This is a genomic window from uncultured Capnocytophaga sp. (genome assembly GCF_938029845.1).
Classification (GTDB): Bacteria; Bacteroidota; Bacteroidia; order Flavobacteriales; family Flavobacteriaceae; genus Capnocytophaga.
Window position 1 is genome coordinate 1 of sequence record NZ_CALHGG010000084.1, and the last position, 19900, is coordinate 19900.

The following is a 19900-nucleotide window of genomic DNA, read 5'->3' on the forward strand; positions in this document are numbered from 1 at the left end:
ACGTAGTCTTAAAGACCAGGCACGTAAATCCAAATATCCACGTACGTAGATATTAGAGCCACGTACGTAGCTCAAAGTGGACGTAGGCGCGTCAACTATAAAATCATAATACCTCCAAAGAGTATTTAATTCTTTGGAGGTATTTTCTGCAAAAAAGCACTATAGCTCTGTAATCATAGGTATAACTATAGACTTGTGCCAGTGGTATTTTGCTAATTTGCTGTTATTTCGTAGCTTCTTTCACTTCTTTTTCGAGGTCTTCTATGCGGTTCTTTAAATCATCTGATAACTTTTGAGCAGAACCTTTTAACTTTTTCAGATTGAACGAAAGTATTACAGATGAAATACCTGTGAAGATAAATGCTAAACCTGTGAATACTACTAATGAGATACCTGTAAAGATAGGATTAGCAATCAAAATGAACGAGAGGATAATACTCAATACGCTCACTATGGCTAAGTTCCCCCAATTCAGTACGCCTGCTTCTTTTTCTTCGAAGGCAAAACCAAGTAGCTGAAACGAACGGAATAGCAACGTAAAACCTACTACCAATGGTAATATAAACATTGATAGGGCAGGATACATAAGTAAAAAGATACCCATTATCAATGAAATAAGTCCGCTTACCAAATACCAACCCCAACCATTGAGATTTTTAGTATTCTGTAGAGCAAAGAAGGATTCAGTTATCCCCGATACTAAGAACGAAAGACTAAAGAGTATTGAAAGGGTAAGATAAGAAGCTTGTGGTGATATAATTACCCCTATACCACAAAGAATGAACAAAATCCCTAAAATAAGGTGAATGTACCAGTGTTTTACTGATCTTCTGATGGATTTGAAAAAATACAACATAACTTTATCATTCAAAAATTAATGACGCAAAGGTAAGGATATTTTTTTGATTAGCAAAATATTTATAAATAAAAATGCGAGTTCGGGATAAGAAAAGGCTTGTAAAAGTTGGTAATCTCGTCAAAAATTCGTATCTTTATAGATGAAAATCAATAGATTACGAGATTTTTGAACGATGATTACCAAGGACAAAGTTACTGAAATTTACTGTATAATCGACGAGTTTGATAAGAATTTGAGTGCCGAATTTGCGAAAAACCTGCGTCTACCGTCCCATAACTGTGACGGCAAACGCTACCGCAACCGCAAGGGTAGGCTCTCGGAAAGTGAGATTATGACCATTTTGGTATGCTATCATTTCGGCGCATATCGCAATTTCAAGGAGTATTATTTGAATTGGGTCAAAGGGGTAATGCGTCAGGATTTTCCCGACGCGGTTTCCTATAACCGCTTCGTTGAACTCATGCCAAGAGTGTTCTTTAAGATGATGCTGTTCATGAAGCTCTATGCCTTCGGCAAGTGTACGGGTATAACATTCGTTGACAGCACAATGATACCCGTATGTCAGAACGTACGACGATATTATAACAAGGTCTTTACCGGCCTTGCCAAGGACGGAAAGGGTACCATGGGCTGGTGCCATGGATTCAAGCTGCACCTGCTATGCAATGATTCTGGTGAAGTGATAACATTCTGTCTTACAGGAGCAAATGTGGATGACAGGGATAGCAGGGTATGGACGGTGTTTGCAAAGGTCTTGTATGGGAAGGTCTTTGCTGATAGAGGATACATCAAGCAGGAACTCTTTGAGAGCCTGTTCGGTCAAGGTATCCAACTCGTTCATGGGCTCAAGGCTAAGATGAAGAACAAATTGATGCCTATGTGGGACAAGATCATGCTGAGGAGAAGATACATCATCGAGTGCATTAACGAACTACTCAAGAACAAGGCCAACCTTGTTCACTCAAGACACCGCTCGATACACAACTTTATCATGAACTTGTGTTCTGCCCTTACAGCATACTGCTTCTTTGAGAACAAACCAGAGGCACTGCCAGTGTATGTGCAAAAATCAAGGCAGTTGGAACTTTTTTCATGCTAAACTTATCCCGAACTCAAGTATCTATTGCACAAGCAGTAGGTAATATGGCAAATACAGCCATAAATGCAGCCGAAGAAATCATTTCCGCAGCAGGCGGGTTCATCAACCCACAGACACATGATGATGATTATGCCGAGACTGCATGGCAGCACAGGCTCAGAAACCAAGCCAAGAAAAAGAAGAAAAGAGGGAGAGGATTGTAACCACTTTTCTCTATTCCCAATCTCTATCCCAAAACGAAGACAAAGCAAAAGAGAGAAATCTTCATCAAAAACGCTTATTATTCAAAGCAAATGATTATCTTTGCAAATAGAATAACAAGCGTTCTTTGTTAATGCAGAAACCCGCGACTAAAAGCAGTTCGCTCGTTTCCAAATAGTTACCTGTTTAGTTTATGCAATAAGGTAACTTCTTTATTCTCAATTAGATACGTTTTGAAAATTGTCTTAACTTGTATCTAAATAATACTATTTTTAACAATTAATGCCAACAATGAATCATTAATCATTGCTGGCATTAACCATAGACAATTAAAACTCTGGTCTTACAGCGAATCTCACTCCGAAATATGGGTTGTCCTGTCCGTTTTGTGAGGAGAAAGCGTTGCGCCAGATGAAATCCACACGGATAGGGCGGAGGTTCTTGATACCAATATTTTCTATACCAAAACCATATTCCCAATATATCTTTTCAGGTGGGTTATAAGCAATATTGGAAGCACTAACGGCTCTGTTCTCTTCACTGAGCGTACCATAGGCCATTCTGGCTAAGATAAGGCTACGCCATTTGGTCTTTTTCAGCAGAGGAATTCGGTTGAATATTAGTCCGTTAAAATGGTGTTCCATATACACATTCATATAAGCATCGGTAACAAAATCATAGTAATTGAGTAGTTGGAAAGTCCTATTGAGGGCAAATCGGGAAGTACCATAGGCCTGATTGGCAGGCGTTGGAGTAAGGAAGGGTAGTGGCACAGTACCAAATACCTTTCCTACCTCTATCATAGGGTGGAAGATTCCTATGTTCCACAAGGGGATAGGGTGATGTACAAAGGCTTCCAAGCGAGAGTAGTTAAAGCTACTATTGCGAATCCCCGAGAAGGCCTGAGTGTATTTGATGCGATAGGTAGGGAAGATATTTTTCCCAAAGAATTGTTCTACCCCATAACCATAGACATTCCTTCTAGGAGTATAGGTAAGGGAGAGAGAGGCATAGGCATCGGAATACTTGTGGAGTATGTTCCCTGAAGGTGCTCGATAACCAATGGAGAAGCGTTCAGGATCTGCCGATTTCATCTGTTGGTAGCTACCCGAAAGGGTTAGGTGTAAGTTACTCTTCATAAGGCCTACATCTACCATACCCAATACACGTTTGTTACGAGTTAAAAAATAATTTTCCCCTCTGGAAAAGAGAAAGTTAGAGGCATTTTTGAGATCCATTTCCGCATCATTTCCCTGCAAGGAGGTGCCCAATTGTACATAATCGTCTTGGTATAAGCCTCCTATGGTCATACGTATTTTAGGGATTAGGAGGTATTGGGCACTGATTCCACCCTTGAACTTCTTATCCTTTATTCCATAAGCCCCATACAGATAGGTACGGAAACGGTCATCATTACTCATGAAAGAACGTGCTCCTATCCTACGGAAGCGGTTGCCCTCAATATCATTGTTAGAGAAGGACTCCCATATGGAACCCAGTTGGAAGTATCGTCCTACCGGAATATAGCCAGAGGAAAGAATATTGATAGTGTTGGAGATACCCTTGATGCGCTTGTTATCACTAACTTTCTGTATCAGTTCTTGGGTTTCCTCAAGTGAGGAATGTGTCTGAGAGACCTCTTCCCAATAAGGTTTGTCTTGGGCAAATTGGTTAGATTTGTATTTCTCTATCTTTGTCAGGTAAAAGGCTTCTTCCTTGGGTTGGTCAAGAACAAAATCAGAATAGAGAATCCGCTTTTTTACATAGAGTCCTTTTTCTTGGTCACTCTTGGTCAGAACGGTAAAGTCACCTTCGTAATAGGCGCTCTTGGGGAGGATAAGGCTGTCATTGACTGTAAAATTCTTTTCAATGGAGAGGTTGCGAACGAAGTTCAATGAAGCCTCCTTGATAGTAAACATCTGTATAGAAGTGATAGCATAGGTCTTGCTATCCACTGAGAAATTCCCTTTAAACAGTAAGTCTTGGTCTTCCTTAGGGAAGAAATAAATAGAGTAGAACTTACGACCATCACGTTCTATGGAGTCGTTCAGTACATAGGCATATACTCCATAACCATATTCGGAGAGAGGGCTTACGAAGGACTTATCCAAGAAGTAAAAAGAGTTGTCATATACATCAAAATCCCTGAAGTTGCGGGTAAAGCGTTCCATGCCGAAGCCCGTTTGCATAACCCCTTGGGTACGTTCCCCTTCTATATCGGTGCGGGTAAGTGAGTGTGTATTGTCTCCATAAACTCTTGAGACTTCCTCACGTAGAAACATAGGGATTGAGTAGTGATTGCCTATCTCTCTTGAGGAGAGTAACTCACGTATATGTTCATATTCATTTTTCATGGACTTCTTAAGAAAGATAGTGTCCAAGTTATTCAGTCCCATTTCCACTGACTCATATCGCTTATACTCATAAGCTTTGGAGGCGGTAAGGCTGTTCTTATGTTTGTTAGCCCATATTTTTTGTAGAATAGGATAGGCGGGATTTTCTTTTTTGGAAAGATTTTTGGTAGGTTTTTGTATGATAACTACCTCTTCAAGCATCTCCCCTTCGATAAGGACAATCTTAAGCCCAGAGCTTTCTCTCTTTAGCAGGGTGATTTCTTTAGTAGTGAAACCAACGGAGGAGACCTCCAAGGTATTGTAATTCTTCTGAGTGTAGAGGGAGAACTTACCATTTTCATCGCAGGCAGTACCTACTTTGGTATTTTTGAAAAGGATACTTGCAAAGGGAATAGGTTCCCCCTGTTCGTCCACTACTTGTCCTGATACACGTGTTTGGGCATATACGCTACTTCCTACAAAGAAAAAGAAGGTGAGCATACACAACCTTTTGAGTAACTCCATCATTTAGTATATTTCTTGCGGCGCAAAGATAAACATTTTTTTGATAAAATGCTTACTATAATGATAATTTTTCAAGTGTTTTTTCAATAGGAGTGTAAGAAAAAGGAAGTACATGAGTGATTTTGTTGCCATTATAATAACTCATATGTTGGAGCGTACGTAGCATCTTTCGGGTGAGGAGTCTTCTTCGCCCAAAGAGGGAGAGAAGGACTTCCACATAGCTAAGCATACGCAAGGCAGTGGGGGAGAGTAGTTTCTTCTGAGGGAGTGCGGGGTGGCTCTGGCGTAGCAACTCAAAAAACTCTGCGTAGTGTAGGTTGGTGCCATTGAGTATAAAACCTTCATTCTCAATAGGGGATTCCATAAGCAGGTGCATAGCTTGGGCAACATCAGTAGCAGCGACAAAGCCTGTTCCTCCTGAGGTTACATAACGAGTTTGGCAAAGCTGCTTGACATTCATAGCAGGGTGTGACTCTACTCCTACTCCTATGATTACAGAGGGATATACCACTACCGCAGGGAGGCCTTCCTGTACACCGCGCCACACCTCCATTTCGGCGCTATACTTACTTAGTGCATATTCGTTACCTCTCTCACGGCTTAGTTCCTGTTCGGTTTGTTCGCTTACTTGTTCGCCTTCTTTGGGAGAAAAGGTCGCAATGCTACTCACATAACAGAGTTTTTTTACTCCTTCATGTAAGGCAATATTTACCACATTGGCAGTACCTTCTATATTGGTTTTCAGTAGTAGAGTAGCCTCATGGGGAGCAAAGGAGACTTTAGCAGCACAGTGATATACATGAGTAGCCCCACGCATAGCTTCTTCAAGGGCGGGTACGTCCAAAATATCCGCTTTGACCCATTCTATACGCGAGAGAAGATGAGTGGCGGTAGGATTATATGTTTGGAAAAGACGTTCTAGAAGGGAAGTATCTTTTTTACGATAGAGCGCTCGGATAGTGTCAGAGGTATGACAAAGGAGCTGGTAGAGCAGGTGTGCCCCCACAAGGCCAGTGCCTCCTGTAACTACTATCATAGCAATACGTATTTGGTAAAGATTTCTTTTTCGGAGACTCCCTCAAAAATCTCAAAAAGCAGTTTCTGAAGATCAACGATTTGCACGGTTGTAAAGACACATAAGTATTTGCCTCCGCAGAAGGTAAGAATTTCGATACCTGGCTCGGAGTAATCAAAATGGGAGGTGAGGTCAATGGCCTGTACCTTGCCGCGAAACTCTAAAAGCTCACAGAAGCGAAGCTCTAAGGTCTGTTCGGGCATCTCTACATAAAACCTGCGATCTCCTGATTTTTGATAGATACTATAATATTTTGAAGTGCCTATGATTTTCACAAGGGCAAAAGTAAGGCTTTTCTCTGAGATATGAAAGAGGTAAGGGGAATAAGTTATTAACAATTTTTCTAAAAACACTTCAGCCTTTTGCTAGGGGGAATATTACAGTTGGTAATGTCCCTTGAGTAATTTCTCGAAGTACTTACTAGGAAGTATTTTCTTAAGGAAAATGGATAGACACTCGAGGGTCTTTCCCTTTACATAGTGAACCTTTGGGTGTTTTTTGTTAAGTATAGAAAGAATGGTATTAGCAAGGGTTTCTGCAGCTAGACCATTGTCCACATCAGTATTCATATTAGGGAGGGCTTTTGCATATTGCTTGTAGGGAGAACCCTCAAGGGCAGGGGTGTGGAAACGGCGTGAAGCGATATCAGTAGCTACATCACCAGGGGCTAAAGTGCAGAAAGAGATACCAAATTGCTCGGTCTCCATGCGCAGGCTTTCGGTAAGTAGTGATAGAGCCCCTTTGCTAGCCGAATAACCTCCCCGGAAGGGAAGTCCCATATAGGCTGCTACTGAGGTGATATTGATCACCTTTCCCTTTTTTTGGGTGCGCATATAAGGGAGTACGGCTTGGATCACACGTAGGGCGCCAAAGACATTGGTTTGAAAAGCATTCTCTAAGGCTTCTATTGGGGTTTCCTCTATAGCACCTGTGATACCCACTCCTGCGTTGTTGATAAGCACATCTATACGTCCTTCTTGGGTGATAATCTGCTCCACCGCTTGGGCAACTGAGGTGGTATCCCTTACATCCATCGTAAGTAGTGTATAATCTTCGGGCTGTGCCTGTACATGGCGGGCAGTACCATATACTTTGTAGCCTTTTTGGGATAAAAGTTCAGCCGTAGCACGACCTATGCCTGAGGTAGCACCTGTGATGAGAACCACATCTTTCATAAGGGGATATTTAAGGGCTGCAAAAATAAGGTTTAATAGGTAGATATGCAAACTTTTTTCTTTTTTCTCTTTACTTTCTCCCTGAAAAGTCGTAATTTTGTAGCATCTTATAAAGATAGAAAATTGTAAAACACATGAATACACATCTCTCCGATCGTGTCAATAATATGGCACTTTCTGCTACTTTGGCTATGGCTGCCAAGGCACGTGAGCTAAAGGCACAAGGCAAGGATATTATTAGTTTGAGCTTGGGCGAACCTGATTTTGCGGTGCCTGACTTTGTAAAGAAAGCAGCCATTGAGGCTATTGAGCAGAATTATAACAAATATTCTCCAGTGGACGGTTATTTGGAACTGAAAGAGGCTATCTGTGAGAAATTCAAGAAGGATAATGGGCTAACCTATACACCCTCTCAGGTAATTGTCTCCACAGGGGCTAAGCAGTGCTTGTCCAATGTGGCACTGGTGATGCTCAACCCTGGCGATGAGGTAATCCTCCCAACTCCCTATTGGGTAAGCTATTCCGATATTACTAAGATTGCAGGAGGGGTACCAGTGGAACTGCCTACTTCGCTGGAAACCAATTTCAAGATTACTCCAGAGCAGTTAGAAAAAGCCATTACCCCACGTACTAAAATGATATGGTTAAGCAATCCTGGTAACCCCAGTGGTATGATCTACTCCAAAGAGGATTTGGAAGCACTAGCAGAGGTTTTGAGAAGGCACCCCAATATCTTCTTCCTTGCCGATGAGATATATGAGCATATCAATTATGTAGGCAAGCATACTAGCATGGCCTCTATCGAGGGAATGTATGAGCGTACTATTACCGTCAATGGGCTATCCAAGGCTTTTGCGATGCCAGGTTGGCGTATGGGCTATATGGGTGCTCCCGAATGGATCACCAAGGCTTGCAGCAAAATGCAAGGACAAATCACCAGTGGAGCCAATACCATTGCCCAGCGAGCAAGTATCACTGCACTGAGAGCCCCTTTGAGCCAAATACAATATATGTTCGATGCCTATCGCAAGCGCAGAGACCTTGTGCATGAATTGCTCACCCAGATAGAAGGTTTTAAGACCAATCTCCCAGAGGGAGCATTCTACTTCTTCCCCGATGTGTCCTATTATTTTGGAAAGACGCTCCGTGGCAAAAAGATAGAAACAGCCAGCGACCTATCGCTCTATCTCTTAGAAGAAGCACATGTGGCTACTGTTACAGGGGAAGCCTTTGGTAACAAAAACTGTATTCGTCTTTCCTATGCCACTAGCGAACAAGATCTTCGTGAGGCATTGCGACGAATCAAGGAGGCTGTAACTTGTTAATCAATAATTGTATGACAGAAATAATACACATTGCCCCTAAGGAGGCTTTTGCACTTAGCCAGCAAGGGGTCTTGTTGGTAGATGTACGTGAAGCCGACGAAGTGGCTCAAAAACGCTACAAGGTGGATCACTATTTGCATTTACCCCTTTCTAAAATAGTGGAAGAGTATAACCAACTTCCTCAAGGACAGCAGCTTATCATAGCTTGTCTTTCGGGCGGGCGTAGTCAAAAGGCTATTGCTTTCCTTCAGAGTAAGGGTTATGATGACCTACTTAATTTAGACGGAGGAATAAAAGCATGGGAAGCCGAAGGCCTCCCAGTGGTTTGATTATCGTATGGTATAGGTAACCTTAGAGTATTGTGCTACTCTGAAAGCACCTAAGGGATTTTCCTGAGGGTTGGCACGATTGACAATGTTGCCTCTTACTCGGTTGGGTATGCTAAACAGGCCTGCATTATTGGAGGCGTTGTTTGAGAGTACCCGAATATAGTTCATATAGGTTTCACTAACACGGAAGAGGGTAATTTCAACAGTATCACCTGGCTTGAATTTCTCCTCTTCCTTGTTACTACGACTAAGGATTTGAGTAGAGAAGCGACCATCAGGGAAATAGCGGTCATTGAACCCATAGATACGGGTTACTCCATCGGAAGATGCCTTAATACGTAGGACGAAGTTGTTAGTTTCTCCTACATTAGCATCAAAGCGTAGGGTGAGCATGATCTGATCACGAGTGAATCCTCCATCATTGCTTTGCGTGATATTATCTTCAGTCAGTTGTGGAACTTCTTTTAGGATATCTGAAGTGACATATTCTTTCCCTTGATGTTGTACTATAAGGGCATATCTTCTTCCCAATACAGGGGAGAAGTTGAGATTCTTATAAGTGCCTGCTATATGCTCTACAAATGGGAAGATATTTCCTTGGTTATCAGCCACCAATACAGTAGCTCCTGAAGCCCCTTCAGGAGCTTCTTGGCTATAATAGGGTTGGGTATAGCTCAGCTGAATAGTTTGCTCTTGACCCGTAGTGCCTTTCTCCCAATCAATATTGGCATCAATTACCAATTCTTTCTCTTTGGTATCCAAATCAAGCTCAATTACCTTCTCACAAGCGGTGAAAAGAGGGAGTATAGTAGCTAAAAGATATATAGGGCGAAGTGAATTTGCTTTTTTCATCATTAAAAAGAAAAATTATAGGTGAGACTTGGGACAATACCGAATATAGAGAGCTTGACAGCTTCACTTTGTTGGGTTTCTCGGTTGCTCCTAAAGTAAATAGAAGCGGCATTGTAGCGGTTGTATAGGTTATATATGCCAAATACCCATTCCGATTTCCACTTCCTTTCAGGGTGGGGAGTATAGGAGAGAGATACATCCAAACGGTGATATATAGGTAGGCGATAAGCATTGCGGGCGCTATAATTGGAGATGGATACTCCAAAATACTTATATTTACCTATGGGGAAATTGGCAGGAATCCCCGATTGTAGGGTGAATACAGCACTTGCATTCCATTTCTTATTGAAAGTATAGGTACCTGTAAGTGATAGATTATGAGGCTTGTCGTAAGCAGTAGCATACCACTGACCATTATTGATGCCTGTTTCATAATCAGTTCTTCCTGGAGTCTGCTGCTCTGATTTGGAATAAGTATAGGAAAGCCAACCAGTGAATTTGCCAGTATTCTTTCTCAGTAGTACCTCCCAGCCATAGGCGCGTGTATGCCCAGCGAGTACCTCCCGCTCTATGGATTCGTTGGCGATAAGGTTGGCACCATCTATATAATCCAAGCGGTTTTGTACAGTCTTGTAAAACACCTCAGTCTCTAAGCTATAGTCTCCACCCTTGAAGTTGGTAGCGTAGCCCAAAGCCACTTGGTCAGAGTATTGGGGCTTGAGGTAGCGATCGCTGGGAGCCCATACATCCAAAGGGGTAGGGGAGGAAGTGTTCGAAATCAGGTGTAGGTACTGTGTCATACGAGCATAGCTGGCCTTGATGGAACGATGATCATCAAAAGCATAAGCAAGACTTAAGCGAGGTTCTAGGTGTGCATATACATCTATAAGTTCACCAGCCTTGTAGCTTTTTTGTCCTATAGGAATGCTACGCTGATAGATGCGCTGTAAAGGATTGAATATCACCGCTTGGTCAGCGTAATACTTGTCCATAGTGCGCTTGCCTAAGTGGTAGAAGTTACTCCAGCGAAGACCATAGGAGAGAGTCAGTGGCTCACTGAGCTTGTGCTCAGCCTCTGCATATACTCCCAATTCCAAGGCATATTTGTGATCTAAGGCCTTGTAACTAATGGTAGATTCGCCAATAGGAGAGAGTTTACCAGGGTTAAAGTCATAATAAGTACCTTGTAGCCCATAACCTACCTTAAAGCGATCGGAGAAATAGTGCTTGAAATCATACAATAGGTTTATATTCCTCACCCATGAGTCCCATTTGAAACCTGAAATGGGGACATTTAGCCCATAGTAGTAGTCGCTATATATGAGTGATAGATTGGAAAAGAGTTGGTCAGAGAATAAGTGATTCCACCTGAGATTCACCAGTGCATTCCCATAGCTATTGCTGATAGTCTGTGATAGGTCGAATACATCACGTCCGAAGTAGCCTGAAAGGTAGAGGCTATTTTGGTCATCTATCTTGGTGTTGAGCTTGGTATTGAGGTCGTAGAAGTAAGCAGAGTTCTTATTGTCTGTCAGTTTCAAGAACAGATGCGCATAGGAAGCACGACCGCCAATAAGGAAAGAAGACTTGTCTTTTACAATAGGTCCTTCAGCCAATAAGCGAGAGGAGAGTACTCCTATCCCGCCTGTGGCATGAAATTGGGTATTGTTCCCGTCCTTCTGATAGACGTCCAATACAGAAGAAATACGCCCTCCGTAGCGAGCAGGCATTCCCCCTTTGTAGAGTTTCATGTCGCGAATAGCATCCGCATTGTAGATACTTAGGAATCCAAACAGGTGTGAAGCATTGAAGATGGTAGCTTGATCCAGCATGATGAGATTCTGGTCAGCGGCACCCCCTCGTACGTTGAAGCCAGAGGAAGCCTCCCCAGCATTGCTTACTCCAGGGAGTTGCTGTAAGGACTTGATGATATCCACTTCTCCTACCAGTACAGGGAGCTTTTTGATTGTCTGTATAGGAATGCTGGCCACACTCATTTGTGGAGCACGTATATCCACTTTCGGCGTACTTTGGGCAGTGATTTCTATCCCCTCCAAGGCAATATCTTCTTTGGAGAGCTTATAGTTACGATGTTCGTTGCCCTTCAGGTGCAGGGTTTCTTCTATGGTCTTGAAGCCCAAATATTCCACTTGGAGAGTATAATCTCCTTGGGGAAGAGTTAGGGAGTAGAAGCCATAGGCATTGGTGGTAGCCCCCATTTGGGTGCCTTTTACGATAACATTCACTCCAAGAAGTTTTTCCCCACTGGCACCATCCGTGATGGTACCACTGAGGGTATATTTGTGCTGTGCCCACAATGAAGATAGGGACAACATATATAGGAACAATAGGAGATATTTCTTCATTAAGTGAAAAATTACAAATCAAGGGCAAAGATATAAAAAAGTGAAGAACGAAAAGAGAAAGGTAAAAAGTTTTTCCTTGATTATTACAAGGTTCTTGATTTTGATGCTAAAATATCGTACTTTTGCACAATAAACTAGCTAATTAGCATATCGGCAAATTGGCATATTAACACATCAATCTTATGAAATATTATTTGTATGCAGCCATAGGGATTGTTTTTTCTTTGATAAGCTGCACTTCCGAGCAGCAGAATACCCCAGAGGCAGCGGTAAAAGGATTTATTACAGCGGTGAATAAAAACAATTTTGCCGAGGCTAAGCGCTATGGCGATAGCACTGTTATTGCTCGAATGACCCAAATAGAAGAAATGCTGGGGGTGTACAAGGGAGAAATTCCTCAGAATCCTAAAATAGATTTTAAGGTAATAGAGGTTACCCCTACCGACCCACAGAGTGCCATAGTAACTTATAGCATCTCTGCTACAGAGACCTATAAGCAACTCAAGGTACGCCAAATAGCAGGACAGTGGAAGGTAACCCTGGATCTACAAGAGGCTAGTCCTATGTCAGAGAAGCCTTAACGAGAGGTTTGGTAAGTACCGAAGTTAAAATTTTGATCTACCAATCGTTCGCCATTCTCATTGGTAAGCACTAGGTCGCGGATACGGATAAGATGGTTATACTTTACAGTTCCTGCAACAGTATCTACCACTTGGCGGGTTGTGATAATCACAGTACCTCCTTGGGCTTGTATCTCGGAGGTAACCTTTGGAGTCGTTTGTGGGGGAGAGGTACAGAAGTAGCTCGCAGTAGGTGCACCATCAAAGGTACGATATAATAATGTATAGTCATTACCTATGCTTCCGGAGATGGAATCAACCTTGTTCTTTAGCAAGTTTGCTCTGAACTGTAAGATAAGGGCTTCATTTCTTTGTGTTTTGTAGAGAAAAGAGGTAGTGGTATCTCGGGTACAAGAGTACGCCTCTGTACCTGTAAAGGTGATACGCTCTACCATATAATCGCCATCATTACAGCCAATAAGCAGACCAAGGCAAAGGGATATGAATAAAATATAAGTTCGCATATTATCACTAAATATGCGGCAAAGGTACAAATAAATAATGATTTTTTTCCTAATGATGTGGGAATATTTTCGTCGTAATAAAAATTAATTCGTACATTTGTGCCTAAAAAATACTAGAATGAGCACAGAAAAAAAAGTCTATTTTGACAATGCAGCCACTACTCCTATGCGACCAGAGGTCAAGGAGGCAATGATAGCGTCCTTTGCCTCATTTGGGAATCCCTCCTCTATTCATAGTTTTGGTCGCGCCAGCAAAGTGCTTATTGAAAAGGCCCGCAAGAATATAGCCAAGGAATTGGGTGTTACCGCCTCGGAGATTATCTTTACCTCTGGCGGTACAGAGGCTATCAATATGATACTCAAGGGAGCCGTACGGGACTTAGGTATCACTCAGATTATTACTTCTCCTACCGAGCATCATGCGGTATTGCATACCTTACAATCTATTGAAAATGAATATGGTATACAGGTTTCTATGGTGAAGCTAGAACCCAATGGTACCCCTGACATTGAGGACTTGAACAAGCTTCTCTCTCAGTTCCTTTCCGATGAGAAGATATTGGTATCCCTCATGCATGTCAATAATGAGGTGGGTAATATACTACCTATGGCTAAGGTTGCGGAGATATGTAAGAAATACAAGGCTTATTTTCATTGTGATACAGTACAGTCGGTGGGGCATTTTCCTATTGACTTATCTTCCATACCGGTAGACTTTATTTCAGCCTCTGCTCATAAGTTCTATGGACCTAAGGGGGTTGGTTTTGCTTTTATTCGTAAGGGAGTGAATGTTAAGTCATTACTCTTCGGGGGCGAACAAGAACGCGGCCGACGTGCAGGTACAGAATGTATTCACAATATAGTAGGTATGGAGGAGGCTTTTCTGCTCGCCTATCAGCATATGAGTAAGGAACGAGCTTATGTGGAGGATATCAAACAGTATTTTATACAACGAATTACTCAAGAGATTCCTCAAGTACATTTCAATGGATTGAGTGCTGATTTACAGGAAAGTACGTATTCCTTAGTCAGTATTTCCCTACCTATAGAACTGAAGAAAACCGAAGTGCTATTACTCTTCTTGGATATGCGAGGGATTGCTTGTAGCCAAGGCAGTGCCTGCCAGAGTGGTAGTGCCAAGGGATCTCATGTACTTAGGGCAATACTCCCAGAGGAGGAATGGCCAGAGGCACATATTCGTTTTTCATTCTCTATCTATAATACCAAGGAAGAAGTAGATTATGTCATAGAAACACTCAAAGAATTTTTAGCATGAATTTGAACAATTTATTTCGTATTGCTTGGCGGGCTATCCTGCTGAATAAGACTCGTACCTTGCTCACTATGTTGGGAATCATCATCGGGGTAGGTTCAGTAATCACCATGCTGGCCATAGGGGAGGGTTCTAAGAAAAGCATCAAAGAAAATATCTCCAAGATGGGTACCAATATGCTTAATATCCGTCCAGGAGCGGGTATGTTTGGCGGGGTGCGCAACAATACTGATATGCAATCGCTCAAGATGACCGATTACTTAGCCCTAAGAAATGAAGCCAAGCTACTCAAGTATGTAACCCCTGTAGTGAGTGGTAATGGACAGGCTATCGTAGGGGCGAATAACTGGCCAACCTCTATCTATGGAGTCAATACAGAATACCTCCCTATCCGTGAGTGGGCAGTGGAGGAAGGCTCTATGTTTGGTCAAGATGAGATAGATAACCTCTCCAAGGTGGCGGTTATAGGTCGTACTATCCAGAAAAATCTCTTTCCTGAAGGGGATTCACCTATCGGACAGACGATTCGTTTTAAGAATATTCCTTTCAAAATCATAGGAATATTGGCAGCCAAGGGCGAAAGCAACTTTGGTCAAGACCAAGATGATATTATCATTGCCCCTTATACCACGGTACAAAAGCGCGTTTTGGCACAAACCTATTTACAGTCTATCGTTGCCTCAGTAATTACAGAAGACCAAGCAGAAAATGCTGTTAATGAGGTAAAGACCATATTGGAACGCACCCATAATATCGCTGCTGACGAGGAAAATAATTTCAATGTATTCTCCCAACAAGAGCTGATTTCTACCTTTTCCTCTACCTCTGAGATGCTTACCATACTTTTGGTAGCCATAGCAAGTATTTCTCTTATTGTAGGAGGGATAGGAATTATGAATATCATGTATGTTTCAGTCAAAGAGCGTACCAAAGAGATAGGTTTGCGTATGGCCATAGGTGCTAAGGGTAAGGATATTTTGGCGCAATTTTTGATAGAATCTGTTTTAATTAGTATCACCGGAGGAGTGGTAGGTGTAGTGATAGGTCTTTTAGCTACCTATGTAGTAAATGCTTTTATCGGCTGGCCTGTGAGTATCACTTTTTACTCTATAGTGCTCTCCTTTTTGGTTTGTACCATTACAGGGGTATTCTTTGGTTGGTACCCTGCCCGCAAAGCCTCTGATTTGGAGCCTATTACCGCACTAAGATACGAATAATAATGACTATTGACAATTCTAAATTAACAATTAACAATTGATGATTGACAATTAAAAAAATGGATTTATCAACTTATAAAAAACTGTTTTCAGAAGATGATGCTGTAGGTTGGGACGCCATAGACGAATCCTTGGAGACCCTTTACCCCAATCAAGAACCTGAGCACTATGCTCCAGATCTTCCAGCTTCATTGGGAGGGGATTCTTATTTAGATGGAATAAGTATCTACCATAGTGAGTATCAAGAGCCACATTTTCATTTTGTCACTTATGGTTTTTCTGATTTGTATTACAATGAAGAAGCCGCAGGGGGCGATTATAGTGGGTTTGGTTTTGAACTTACCTTTCGCCTGAAAAAATCAGGAGATGAAAATGTAGGTTGGGCAATAAACTTTTTACAAAATATAGCCAAGTATGTCTTTACTTCAGGGAATTACTTTGAACCTTTTCATGTATTCCCTGCCAATAGTCCTATACGCTTGGGGTATGATACCCAGATTACAGCTGTGGCTTTTGTGCTTGATCCAGAGTTGGGTGAGATAGATACTCCTCATGGAAAAGTCCATTTTTTGCAAGCAGTGGGTATTACAAGCAAAGAATTGGAAGCCTTAAGAGCCAGTTTTTCTATAGAAAAAGTAGAAGAACTTATTAGGCAACTTGAAATAGGTAACCCGTTACTCATCACGGATTTAGATAGAAAATAATTAGGCACATGGATCTTTGAATTAACAACCAACTATTGACCTTTAAAAAATGGATTTATTAACTTATTATAAGCAACACCCAGAGGAGCGATACGAACATATTCGTCGTATGGGAGAGATCCTCAGCCGAGTGGAACAGACGCTTGCCAAGGCTGAAGCTGTCTTGGAGGAATGGAAGGCCTTACAGGACGATTTCAAAACTTTGGTAGCCTACTATGATAGCCCCTTATGGCGGGATGATTATTTTGATAGCAATGATGGGAAAATACCCGACGAAGTACCCCAATGGGTACTTACTCAAGATGCTATCTTCGATGCTATTGGTGCTGAGTTTGACTTAGCTGATGGCTACAAAGAACTCATACAAGCCATTGATGATAAAAAATGGAAAGAATAAATTTTAAAAAACAAATGAATAAAAAGAAATTAGGTCTACTTATTATTGCTGCTATTATGATGCAAGCCTGTGGAAACCAAACCCCTCAAAACAACCAAGATACCTCAGCCGAACCTGCTGTTTCTGCTGAACAACCTGCCTCTATTCCACCCCTTGATGGACAGTGGAAGGCCGACTATATTAAAGGAGTAACGCTTATAGAGAATACCCAAAGCATCTATCTGAACATTGATTTGAATAAGAAAACTATATCAGGGAGTGATAGCTGTAATCTCCTTACCGCTCCTATAGTGACTCTTACCGATAAGGAACTTTCTTTTGGAGAGATCGCCTCTACCCTTAGATACTGCCCAGAGATAGAGTACCAAGAAGCTTTCCAAACAGCCCTGCGTGAAGTAGCTTCCTATAAGTTAGACGGAGAACACCTACACCTATTTGACAAACAAGGAGAGAAGCTCTTAATTCTCGACAAAGGAAAAAGACAATAATAACAGTCAGTGGTCAGCTCCTGACCACTGACTACTCATCACTTATTACTTATGAAATACTTATTACCCCTATTTTTATTCTCTTGTACTGCTACACAGCAAATAGAAGAGAAACCAGATACCCCCTTGCAGATACAAGGGGAATGGACGTTACAGACACTACGGGGAGTAGCCCCTGCTGCTTCTATTCCCTTGCCTAGTTTACAGATAGATCTTAAGGAAAATCGCATTTCAGGTAATGGAGGCTGTAATAACTATTTTGCTTCCATAGAGCATTGTTCCCCTACGGCACTCTCTTTTTCGGCAATTGGAGCTACTCGTATGCTTTGCCTATCGGATAATATAGAAAATGCTTACTTCCAAGCCCTACAAGAAGTAGCCACCTATAAAATACAAGCAAATACCCTCCTACTGCTTAACAAAGAAGGAGAGGAAGTTGTAAAAATGATTAATACCGTTAAATAGCGGATAACAAAATAACTAATGAAAAGATTATTCTTGGCTGTAATAGCCCTTTCCTTGCCCATAATAGCGCAGGAGAAACCGACCTTTACTCAAGCAAAGATGAAGCAGGCAACAGTCTATTTCACTGGGGCAGCGCTTACTCATACTGCTTCGGCTAATATTCCTAAGGGAACTAGTGAATTGGTGATTAAGAATGTGGCCAACACACTCTCGGAAGAGACTATTCGTGTATTGGCACCCTCCAATGTGACGGTACTCTCGGCACAATTTACTAACCAATATATGGAGGAATATGATGCTGAAAGATACGCTCCTTCCCTCAAGCGCGTACAAGATAGCCTTACCCTCTTAGATAATCAACTTAAAAAATGTCGTAACGAACGTCATTCCAAGGAGAAAACCGTTAGTTTCTTGGATGGTAATAATGCTCTACAAGGCCAACAAGACGGTCTCATCCTTAGTGATATCCCTAAGGTGATGGATTACTATACCGCCAAGCGTATAGAACTCCTCAATAGCATAGATGAAATCAAGGCAAAGGAAGAAAAGCTCTCAGCAGCCATTACTAAGCTCAATGCTAAGTTGGATACAAATCTCTCCAAACAAGAGCATCTCTCCAATGGGAAGATTATCCTCCAGCTAATGTCGCCTGTGGCACAAAAGGCTGATTTTCAAGTAAGCTATATCTCTACACAAGCTACTTGGTATCCGTTCTATGAGTTGCGTGGAGAAAAGCTTGCCGAACCTATTCACCTGCTCTACAAAGGGCAAATTGCTCAAAATACAGGGGTAGATTGGAAAGGTATTAAGCTCCACCTCTCCAGTGGGAATCCCAACAAGAGTAACCAATTTCCAGTACTAAAAACTTGGTTTGTACAGCTTGGACATCCGCGTGATTTCAGTAATGCTAGAATGGAATTGCGCTCTAATGCGGCTCCTTTGGCGGACCTCTCTAGAAAGAAAATTGCCAAAGATGAAGTAGTTCATATGGAAGAATCCACTATGGCACACTATACTGCCCTTTCGGAAAACCAACTCAATATTTCCTTTGATATAGATACGCCTTACGATATTCTTTCCAATGGTAAGGTACATAGTATCTCCCTACAAGAGTTACAGCTTAAAGCTATCTATAAGTACTATACTGCCCCACGAGTGGATAAAGAGGTGTATCTAGTTGCAGCGATAGAGGATTATTCTAAGTATAACCTCTTGCCAGGGGAAGCAAATATTGTCTTTGAGGACTTATATGTAGGAAAAACCTATATAGATCCCAATCAAACTGCTGAAACGCTCAATATAACCATGGGCAATGATAAGAAAATTAGTGTAAAACGCGAAAAAGTAGTGGATAAGTCCCAAACGAAATTTATTTCAGCCAACAAAGAACAGATATTTACCTATGATATTATCTTGCGTAACAACAAGAAAGAGCCTGTAAATCTTGTTCTCAAAGACCAATATCCAGTCTCTATTGAAAAGAGTATAGAGGTAGAGCTCTTAGAAAGCTCTCATGCTTCCGTAGCTGAAGAAACCCATATTCTTACCTGGGAGGTCTTTCTCAAGCCCAACGAAACTAAAAATTTCCGTATCAGCTATAAACTAAAATACCCTAAGGATATGACAGTGAATTAGCCAGGGGCAAAGCCAGCGAAAGTAGAGTAGGTGAGGCAATTCGCCTTTATAAAAATTAGTCGTCAGTGAGTATTAACCACTGACGACTAATTTTTTAATATGGAAAAAAACGGCCATTTTTTTCCACGTTAGTTTTCTCATTTATACGAAATAGCATTTTTGTATAAATGAGAATTTATATTTTGTATTACCAAAACTTCAAAAAGAGTATAATAAAGGCACTGATAAAAGTAGCAATAAGTACACCCTTGGCGCGAGAATCTTGTCTTAGGCGAATAAAAGCAAAGAAGGCTAAAAGGTTCAAAATGGCACCCAACCCTATGATAGCCCCTAGCATATCCTCTTGGTAGGCATAAACAAAGGTAGTCTCTAAGTCCGATTTGGAAAAGATCAACCACCAAAGGAACATTCCTAATACATTGACAATGAGTCCTACTGCAATTCCGATGAGGACATCTTTCTGGCTTCTATGATATTTCATTGAGTTTCCATGTGTTA

General features: G+C 41.6%; 21 protein-coding genes. 12 read left to right on the forward strand and 9 right to left on the reverse strand.

The window, feature by feature from the left end:
- Positions 1-223: 223 nt before the first annotated feature.
- Positions 224-856: a DUF308 domain-containing protein gene (locus Q0625_RS06210; RefSeq protein ID WP_009392446.1), complete on the reverse strand. Its 633-nt coding sequence runs from the start codon at positions 854-856 to the stop codon at positions 224-226.
- 334 nt (positions 857-1190) lie between these two features.
- On the opposite strand from Q0625_RS06210, the gene Q0625_RS06215 reads away from it, so the two are divergent.
- A complete protein-coding gene (locus tag Q0625_RS06215; protein WP_298824689.1) occupies positions 1191-1958 on the forward strand; it encodes an IS982 family transposase in 768 nt (255 codons plus the stop codon).
- A 44-nt stretch (positions 1959-2002) separates the two neighbouring features.
- A complete protein-coding gene (locus Q0625_RS06220; RefSeq protein WP_198004465.1) occupies positions 2003-2161 on the forward strand; it encodes a hypothetical protein in 159 nt (52 codons plus the stop codon).
- A 327-nt stretch (positions 2162-2488) separates the two neighbouring features.
- Here Q0625_RS06220 and Q0625_RS06225 read toward each other — a convergent pair whose 3' ends face one another.
- From Q0625_RS06225 to Q0625_RS06240, 4 genes are read right to left on the reverse strand one after another with little or no spacing between them, the layout of a single operon-like run.
- A complete protein-coding gene (locus Q0625_RS06225) occupies positions 2489-5017 on the reverse strand; it encodes a DUF5686 and carboxypeptidase-like regulatory domain-containing protein (protein WP_298824692.1) in 2529 nt (842 codons plus the stop codon).
- Positions 5018-5072: 55 nt separating this feature from the next.
- Positions 5073-6053 carry an SDR family oxidoreductase gene (locus Q0625_RS06230; protein ID WP_298824637.1) on the reverse strand — a complete coding sequence of 327 codons (981 nt, stop codon included), beginning with the start codon at positions 6051-6053 and terminating at the stop codon, positions 5073-5075.
- Complete coding sequence (locus Q0625_RS06235; RefSeq protein WP_298824640.1) at positions 6050-6430, reverse strand: hypothetical protein; 381 nt, start codon at positions 6428-6430, stop codon at positions 6050-6052. Before Q0625_RS06235 ends, Q0625_RS06230 begins: the two co-directional genes overlap by 4 nt.
- A gap of 39 nt (positions 6431-6469) precedes the next feature.
- Entirely contained in the window at positions 6470-7267 is a 798-nt protein-coding gene (locus tag Q0625_RS06240; RefSeq protein ID WP_298824643.1) for an SDR family oxidoreductase, read from the reverse strand.
- Positions 7268-7401: 134 nt separating this feature from the next.
- Here Q0625_RS06240 and Q0625_RS06245 point away from each other — a divergent pair, with 134 nt between their 5' ends.
- Both Q0625_RS06245 and Q0625_RS06250 read left to right on the forward strand, forming a co-directional pair.
- Positions 7402-8592, forward strand: coding sequence for a pyridoxal phosphate-dependent aminotransferase (locus tag Q0625_RS06245; protein ID WP_298824646.1), 1191 nt, complete (start codon positions 7402-7404; stop codon positions 8590-8592).
- Positions 8593-8603: 11 nt separating this feature from the next.
- Positions 8604-8921, forward strand: a complete 318-nt coding sequence (locus Q0625_RS06250) for a rhodanese-like domain-containing protein (protein WP_298824649.1) — start codon at positions 8604-8606, stop codon at positions 8919-8921.
- Here the strand turns inward: Q0625_RS06250 and Q0625_RS06255 are convergent, their stop codons facing one another.
- Positions 8922-9776, reverse strand: coding sequence for a DUF4249 domain-containing protein (locus Q0625_RS06255; protein WP_298824652.1), 855 nt, complete (start codon positions 9774-9776; stop codon positions 8922-8924). It lies immediately after the preceding gene.
- Positions 9776-12139 carry a TonB-dependent receptor gene (locus Q0625_RS06260; protein WP_298824657.1) on the reverse strand — a complete coding sequence of 788 codons (2364 nt, stop codon included), beginning with the start codon at positions 12137-12139 and terminating at the stop codon, positions 9776-9778. The genes Q0625_RS06255 and Q0625_RS06260 overlap by 1 nt, the downstream gene beginning before the upstream one ends.
- A 182-nt stretch (positions 12140-12321) precedes the next feature.
- Between Q0625_RS06260 and Q0625_RS06265 the strand changes: the two genes are divergently transcribed.
- Positions 12322-12720, forward strand: coding sequence for a lumazine-binding protein (locus Q0625_RS06265; protein WP_298824659.1), 399 nt, complete (start codon positions 12322-12324; stop codon positions 12718-12720).
- Here Q0625_RS06265 and Q0625_RS06270 read toward each other — a convergent pair.
- Positions 12717-13223, reverse strand: coding sequence for a hypothetical protein (locus Q0625_RS06270; protein WP_298824662.1), 507 nt, complete (start codon positions 13221-13223; stop codon positions 12717-12719). The genes Q0625_RS06265 and Q0625_RS06270 overlap by 4 nt on opposite strands.
- A 118-nt stretch (positions 13224-13341) precedes the next feature.
- On the opposite strand from Q0625_RS06270, the gene Q0625_RS06275 reads away from it, so the two are divergent.
- Genes Q0625_RS06275 through Q0625_RS06305 form a run of 7 tightly spaced genes read left to right on the forward strand, consistent with a single transcriptional unit; the run spans position 13342 to position 19402 of the window.
- Positions 13342-14499, forward strand: coding sequence for a cysteine desulfurase family protein (locus tag Q0625_RS06275; RefSeq protein ID WP_298824665.1), 1158 nt, complete (start codon positions 13342-13344; stop codon positions 14497-14499).
- Positions 14496-15713, forward strand: coding sequence for an ABC transporter permease (locus Q0625_RS06280; RefSeq protein WP_298824668.1), 1218 nt, complete (start codon positions 14496-14498; stop codon positions 15711-15713). Before Q0625_RS06275 ends, Q0625_RS06280 begins: the two co-directional genes overlap by 4 nt.
- 59 nt (positions 15714-15772) lie before the next feature.
- Complete coding sequence (locus Q0625_RS06285) at positions 15773-16417, forward strand: suppressor of fused domain protein (protein WP_298824671.1); 645 nt, start codon at positions 15773-15775, stop codon at positions 16415-16417.
- 49 nt (positions 16418-16466) lie between these two features.
- Positions 16467-16814 carry a DUF4298 domain-containing protein gene (locus tag Q0625_RS06290; protein ID WP_298824674.1) on the forward strand — a complete coding sequence of 116 codons (348 nt, stop codon included), beginning with the start codon at positions 16467-16469 and terminating at the stop codon, positions 16812-16814.
- A gap of 14 nt (positions 16815-16828) precedes the next feature.
- Entirely contained in the window at positions 16829-17302 is a 474-nt protein-coding gene (locus tag Q0625_RS06295) for an META domain-containing protein (protein WP_298824677.1), read from the forward strand.
- Between the two features lie 51 nt (positions 17303-17353).
- A complete protein-coding gene (locus Q0625_RS06300; protein WP_298824680.1) occupies positions 17354-17767 on the forward strand; it encodes an META domain-containing protein in 414 nt (137 codons plus the stop codon).
- 18 nt (positions 17768-17785) lie between these two features.
- The gene (locus tag Q0625_RS06305) at positions 17786-19402 is read left to right on the forward strand and encodes a DUF4139 domain-containing protein (protein ID WP_298824684.1); all 1617 of its coding nucleotides are present in this window, start codon (positions 17786-17788) and stop codon (positions 19400-19402) included.
- Between the two features lie 187 nt (positions 19403-19589).
- Here Q0625_RS06305 and Q0625_RS06310 read toward each other — a convergent pair.
- A partial coding sequence (locus Q0625_RS06310) for a hypothetical protein (protein WP_298824686.1) occupies positions 19590-19900 on the reverse strand: 311 nt, incomplete at its 5' end.

What these genes read in the sequence shown, in the direction of transcription:
- Q0625_RS06210 (WP_009392446.1), bottom strand. Translation starts at nt 856, where the DNA reads ATGTTGTATTTTTTCAAATCCATCAGAAGATCAGTAAAACACTGGTAC.
- Q0625_RS06215 (WP_298824689.1), top strand. Translation starts at nt 1,191, where the DNA reads ATGACCATTTTGGTATGCTATCATTTCGGCGCATATCGCAATTTCAAG.
- Q0625_RS06220 (WP_198004465.1), top strand. Translation starts at nt 2,003, where the DNA reads ATGGCAAATACAGCCATAAATGCAGCCGAAGAAATCATTTCCGCAGCA.
- Q0625_RS06225 (WP_298824692.1), bottom strand. Translation starts at nt 5,017, where the DNA reads ATGGAGTTACTCAAAAGGTTGTGTATGCTCACCTTCTTTTTCTTTGTA.
- Q0625_RS06230 (WP_298824637.1), bottom strand. Translation starts at nt 6,053, where the DNA reads ATGATAGTAGTTACAGGAGGCACTGGCCTTGTGGGGGCACACCTGCTC.
- Q0625_RS06240 (WP_298824643.1), bottom strand. Translation starts at nt 7,267, where the DNA reads ATGAAAGATGTGGTTCTCATCACAGGTGCTACCTCAGGCATAGGTCGT.
- Q0625_RS06245 (WP_298824646.1), top strand. Translation starts at nt 7,402, where the DNA reads ATGAATACACATCTCTCCGATCGTGTCAATAATATGGCACTTTCTGCT.
- Q0625_RS06250 (WP_298824649.1), top strand. Translation starts at nt 8,604, where the DNA reads ATGACAGAAATAATACACATTGCCCCTAAGGAGGCTTTTGCACTTAGC.
- Q0625_RS06255 (WP_298824652.1), bottom strand. Translation starts at nt 9,776, where the DNA reads ATGATGAAAAAAGCAAATTCACTTCGCCCTATATATCTTTTAGCTACT.
- Q0625_RS06260 (WP_298824657.1), bottom strand. Translation starts at nt 12,139, where the DNA reads ATGAAGAAATATCTCCTATTGTTCCTATATATGTTGTCCCTATCTTCA.
- Q0625_RS06265 (WP_298824659.1), top strand. Translation starts at nt 12,322, where the DNA reads ATGAAATATTATTTGTATGCAGCCATAGGGATTGTTTTTTCTTTGATA.
- Q0625_RS06270 (WP_298824662.1), bottom strand. Translation starts at nt 13,223, where the DNA reads ATGCGAACTTATATTTTATTCATATCCCTTTGCCTTGGTCTGCTTATT.
- Q0625_RS06275 (WP_298824665.1), top strand. Translation starts at nt 13,342, where the DNA reads ATGAGCACAGAAAAAAAAGTCTATTTTGACAATGCAGCCACTACTCCT.
- Q0625_RS06280 (WP_298824668.1), top strand. Translation starts at nt 14,496, where the DNA reads ATGAATTTGAACAATTTATTTCGTATTGCTTGGCGGGCTATCCTGCTG.
- Q0625_RS06285 (WP_298824671.1), top strand. Translation starts at nt 15,773, where the DNA reads ATGGATTTATCAACTTATAAAAAACTGTTTTCAGAAGATGATGCTGTA.
- Q0625_RS06290 (WP_298824674.1), top strand. Translation starts at nt 16,467, where the DNA reads ATGGATTTATTAACTTATTATAAGCAACACCCAGAGGAGCGATACGAA.
- Q0625_RS06295 (WP_298824677.1), top strand. Translation starts at nt 16,829, where the DNA reads ATGAATAAAAAGAAATTAGGTCTACTTATTATTGCTGCTATTATGATG.
- Q0625_RS06300 (WP_298824680.1), top strand. Translation starts at nt 17,354, where the DNA reads ATGAAATACTTATTACCCCTATTTTTATTCTCTTGTACTGCTACACAG.
- Q0625_RS06305 (WP_298824684.1), top strand. Translation starts at nt 17,786, where the DNA reads ATGAAAAGATTATTCTTGGCTGTAATAGCCCTTTCCTTGCCCATAATA.